The organism is Phyllobacterium sp., assembly GCF_037994425.1.
Taxonomy (GTDB): Bacteria; Pseudomonadota; Alphaproteobacteria; order Rhizobiales; family Rhizobiaceae; genus Phyllobacterium.
This window is the reverse complement of the sequence record NZ_JBBNAM010000001.1, coordinates 1-5,009: the sequence shown is the minus strand read 5'-3', so window position 1 is coordinate 5,009 and position 5,009 is coordinate 1. Positions and strand designations below refer to the sequence as shown.

General features: G+C 55.3%; 3 protein-coding genes. All 3 read right to left on the bottom strand.

Annotated features, from left to right (window positions below):
* Positions 1-492: 492 nt before the first annotated feature.
* The gene (locus AAAB35_RS00015) at positions 493-1,788 is read right to left on the bottom strand and encodes a pitrilysin family protein (RefSeq protein ID WP_340666204.1); all 1,296 of its coding nucleotides are present in this window, start codon (positions 1,786-1,788) and stop codon (positions 493-495) included.
* Positions 1,789-1,809: 21 nt separating this feature from the next.
* Positions 1,810-3,939, bottom strand: coding sequence for a peptidase domain-containing ABC transporter (locus AAAB35_RS00010; protein WP_340666203.1), 2,130 nt, complete (start codon positions 3,937-3,939; stop codon positions 1,810-1,812).
* The coding region (locus AAAB35_RS00005; RefSeq protein ID WP_340666202.1) for an HlyD family efflux transporter periplasmic adaptor subunit at positions 3,936-5,009 on the bottom strand (1,074 nt) is incomplete at its 5' end. The genes AAAB35_RS00010 and AAAB35_RS00005, both read right to left, overlap by 4 nt.

Genomic DNA, 5,009 nt, shown 5'->3' with positions numbered 1-5,009 from the left:
AATCTCGCGGGCGGCGTAGAAAATTGGGCCGGTTCCGGAAGCTCCGAGGGGTTTTCACGCGAGGGGGCGTGCCGGAGCATCCCGGTGTCCGGTGAGTTTTGGACGGCACAAGTTATGCGGGACAGGGCGGGCTTGGATAGTGGACAAAGGTCCTGAAGCCATCAGACCCGAGTCCGATCTGTTTCGGACTAAGGTCTGATATTGTGGACTTGAACGCTCTTGTTCAAACCTCCGGGTCTTGCAGGCGCTCTACAACCTCTCGGACGACCAGGCCGCGTCGCGCCCCAGCGGCGGCGACGCCGCTTCTGACATTTGCGAGATCCGTCATCAGCCGATCGAACAATGACGTCTTGCTTGTCCGTCGCCCCGTACCCTCCGATGCTCCCGGCCTGATCCCAAGGACGAATTCGGCCAGCACTTCCTGCTGACCCGCAAGGCACGCGACATCAATCCGGTCGACCTGTGATCGCCAACCGTCACCCCATATCCGATTTACCGATCGGAGGACGTGCTCCCGAGCACCGATCTGATTGCGGTCAGCATCACCTCTTCGTAGTCAATGGGTTCTGGTTGACCGACAACAGCGATTGTAGGTTTCGCCATATCGATCAGTGTCGATGCGGCCTCCCTCACATCTCGCGTCGTGACGCTTCGGATTCGATCGATCTCATCTTCCGGGGATACGATCGTGCCAAATGTCAGCATAGCCGTGCCGACCATGCGGGCCGCGTCAAACGGTGTTTCCCGGGCGCGGACGAGGTTGACGAGGCATTTGTTTCTTCCACGATGTACGGCCTCGTCATTGTCCGCCGCTGCCATCTTCGAAAGTTCAATGCCCATCAGCCGGAGGGCATCTTCAACATGAGTTGCCGATGTCGCCGCATACATGCCGAATAAACCGAAGTCGGAACCGTGTTCTGACCACGCTCCGACCTCATACGCCAGACCATGGTCCCGCCGGATTGATCTGAACAAGGGGGACGACATTCCCGTTCCCAATGCCTCCGCAAGGACTTGAACCGCGTAGCGCTGACGGTCACCTGCCCATGCCGTTGGGAATGCGCAGGCTACGATAGACTGACTTAACTCCGATCGGGTCTGCAAAAAAAGTCCGCCTGAGTAGGCCGCCTTGGGTGCTTCTTTGCGCGTTCGGCTGGAGACCTGCATAGGATCCAGAAACCGGTTGGCCAGCACAACCAAATCATGGTGGGATATGCCGCCAGCCGCTATCAATATCATGTTTTCAGGCTGATAGTTCTCGACGACGAAGTCCATCAGATCTGCACGGCTCAGCCGTGCCACTGTCTCCGGGGTGCCCAGAACTGATTTTCCGAGGCTCTGATCGGGATAGGCCCTCTGCGCCAACCCCGCCAGCGCGCTGACCACGGCATCATCCTGGGCTTGTAGAATTTCTTGTAGGATGATCTGTCTCTCGACATCCATATCTTCAGGGTCGAGTCGAGGGGATATCACTACCTCTGTCAGGATCGCGACCGCTTCAGGAAGCATTTCCTTCAGCCCCTCAACATAATAGAGCGTGTAGTCCTTGCCCGTAACCGCGTTGATTGTCGCCCCGAGGCTTTCAATCCGCTGTGTAATCTCATCGGACGCGTGGTGCCGTGTGCCCTTGAATGCCATGTGTTCGAGAAAATGGGCGGTTCCATGAGCGGCTCCATCCACCCTGGAACCAGCCCGGATCATAATTGCGACCACGGCGCTTTCAAAATCCCTGAACGCGATCGAGACAACTTGAAGGCCGTTTGCAAGGCAGGAGTGGTCAATATTCATGGCAACTCCAAATTCTATCGCTCAGTCATATCTTCTATAGGATTTTTTGATGTCCCTAGGCACTACCGCTATCTGGCCATTGTTGACTTCGATCAGCGTTGTAGCGCGATTCATCAGTGCTGGCCTATGCGCAATCACGATGCGGGTGATGGTCATCTCCGACAAAATATCCGCTATGGCTTCTTCTGCTCGTTCATCCAGATTTGCCGTACCTTCGTCCAACAGAAGAAGCTGCGGCTGCCGGTACAAAGCCCGCGCCAACAGCACGCGTTGACGTTGTCCTCCCGAGAGCGAGGATCCCATATCCCCTATAAGTGATCGATATTGCATAGGCATGCGAATTATATCGTCATGAACTCTCGCCGCCATAGCTGCTTCGGTAACACGATCCATACTAAGATCAGCTTGAAAGAACGCGATGTTGTCGGCAATAGAGCCGGACAAAAGGCGATCGTCTTGCATGACTGCGCCAATCTGGCGCCGGTATAATTGCCAATGTTGCGGAGATACTGGACTTCCATTGACGAGCACTTTGCCGGAGACGGGATAGTGCAAGCCTAGGAGAACTTTGAACAGGGTGGTTTTTCCGCCCCCTGACGGACCCGTGATCGCCACGAATTCTCCGGGCTCGATTTTGAAGTTTACGCTGTCCAGAATTAGTGGTTCAGCCGAGGCATAACGAAAGGACACGTTCACCATTTCAAGTGTGCCAATCGTCTTGTCGTAGGAAGCTCCCAGCTCGTCTGCCACTTCCGTAGGGGTTGTGACGATGTCAGCCAAGCGGTCCAGATGCACATTCAGAAGCCTGAACTGAACGATCTCACCGACGAGCGAGGCAATCCTGTCGCTGAAGGTTTGCCGGAATGAGAGAAAGGCCATTAGCATGCCGATCGAGAAGCCACTACCGGTGAGTATCAGCCGAGCGCCGCCATAGACAACAGCGACGCTTTGCAGGCCGATAATGGCTGATTGAATTGCTTTGAGGACGACCTCGAGGCGGTCAAATCGCAATGCGGTATTGATCGCTTCGGCGTAACGGTTCCGCCAGTTGGCCTCGCGATCTATCTCACCGCCAAGGACCTTGATGGTAGTGGCGCCGCGCACGGTCTCCATCAGATAGGACTGTTCTACCGCGGAACTAACGAGTTGCTCGTTAGATCTCTCTTTCATAAAAGGATAGAAAAAACCTGTGACAGACAGATAAACCAACAGTGAAAACAACACTACAACAGCGAGTTGCGTTGAATAGGCCAGCAATATTATCGCGGCAACAATCGCCATCGTGCCATCGATCGCCACGCCGATCATTCCGTGCGTCAAGGCTTCCTGTATAGACTTAGTCGAGCCCATTCGGGACAAGATATCTCCGATATGACGCTTCTCGAAGAACGAGGCAGGTAAGCGGAGGAGGTGCCGAAATATGTTACCGACGATCTGATAGAGAACAGTGGCCCCTAATACGTGCAGGCTCCAATTGCGTAGGGCCTCGGTCAGAGCGTAAACGACGACCAGAAGGGCGAAACCCACTGCCACCACGGCGAGGAAATCGAGGTCACCTTGCTCTACTGCTTGGTCGATGACCAATTGGATCTGAAAAGGGATAGCGAACGCTGCCACCTGGAGAGCGGCAGAAAGCGCCAACACCTGTAGGGCGACAGGCCAAACGCCGGTTATCTTTGACCAGAGATGCGATGGCTTGAGAGGGGAAAGTGCGGCTATCCTGGAGAAATCGGCGCTTGGGGTGAGCTCAAGCACAACGCCAGTGAAATGGTCAGAGAGGGCGTCTCTCGACAATGTCCGTATCCCGAAAGCGGGATCGTGGACGACCGCTCTTCTTCGGCCGATCCGTTTCAGGACAACAAAGTGATTGAGGTCCCAATGGAGGATCGCGGGCAATTTGACCTTGGACAGGGTGTGGATTTCTGTCCGGAACGCCCTTGGGGCGAGATGCATCTGGCTGGTGATGTGCATCAAGGTCCTTAGGGTCATCCCGTTCTGAGAAACCTCGAACCGCTGACGAAAGCCGTTTAGATCCAAGCTGTGACCGTAGTACCGGCAGATCATCGCAACACATGCCAAACCACACTCAGCTTGTTCTGCGGTCTGAACGATCGGCAAGCGGTCGGGAAGTCGAGGCAGTAGACGGTTCATTGCAGCCGTCTCACGGCATATATGGGATCGAGCATCCACTCGAAAAGAGTGCGTCGCTCAATGACCAGGTCTGCGGACAGAAGCATTCCCGGACGGATCTGAATCTGATGCCCATAAGCCTGAATTTGGGTGCCGGCCAAGGTGGCTCTTACTCGAAAGGCCGGCTCCTTCGGCGTGACGCCGGGTGTAGAAATTTCGCCGGGTGCGAGTATCGTTCGCGATACGGATCGGACCGTTGCCTTGGCTGTCCCAAATTTTTGATAGGGAAACGCCTTGTATCGTACGCGAACTTCCTGCCCGGCCACCACAAAACCCGCGGCGCGGGATGGAAAATATAATTCAACTTCCAGCGCGCTACCTGCGGGGACGATGACAGCAAGCGTCGCTCCGGCTGCCACGTCCTGCCCAACCATCACCGGGACGGCGACAACTTGGCCGCTAACAGGCGCGGTGACTTCGTAAGAATTCAACAACGCCGTCTTAAGTTGCTTTTGCTCCAATTCGGCGTCGATCGCGCGCGCTTTCGCCTCTGACGCCTTTATCTCGAATGGCAGGCCGTCCAAATTCGCTCTGACGTCCGTTATCCGACTTTCGAGATCCAAAGTGGTTCCTTGGGCTTCGGAGAGATCCTGCTGAGCGATCAGGAATTCGAGCTGCGCCTTTTCTCCATCTGTCGCTGTTATCGCGCCCTTCAGGACAAGTTGAGCGGCTTTAGCTGCTCGGGTTTCGAGAAGGGCAACCCGCTGCGTTATCGTCTGCTCGTGTTGTTTTGCCACCTCCAGTGCTGACTCCAAAACCCCAATCTGTCCCGATAGGCGGGACTGTTCTGTTCTGAGCTTTTCAAGTGAAAGTCTCTCTTGCTCTTGGTTAGAGTCGATTTCAACGCCCGCGCTGCGCCAAAGCATTCGGCCAACATCGTTTGACTGAAAAGATGACGTCACCTTCATCATCGCAACCTTTGAACCAGCATCGACATCGGTCCCATCGTCGACGCAGAGGCTTTCAATAATTCCTCCATGCCGCGCCTGTATCCGGATCAGGCCCGCTTGAGGCACAACCCACCCTTCAAC

Coding starts and splice junctions, on each gene's coding strand:
- AAAB35_RS00015 (WP_340666204.1), bottom strand. CDS start 1,788: ATGAATATTGACCACTCCTGCCTTGCAAACGGCCTTCAAGTTGTCTCG.
- AAAB35_RS00010 (WP_340666203.1), bottom strand. CDS start 3,939: ATGAACCGTCTACTGCCTCGACTTCCCGACCGCTTGCCGATCGTTCAG.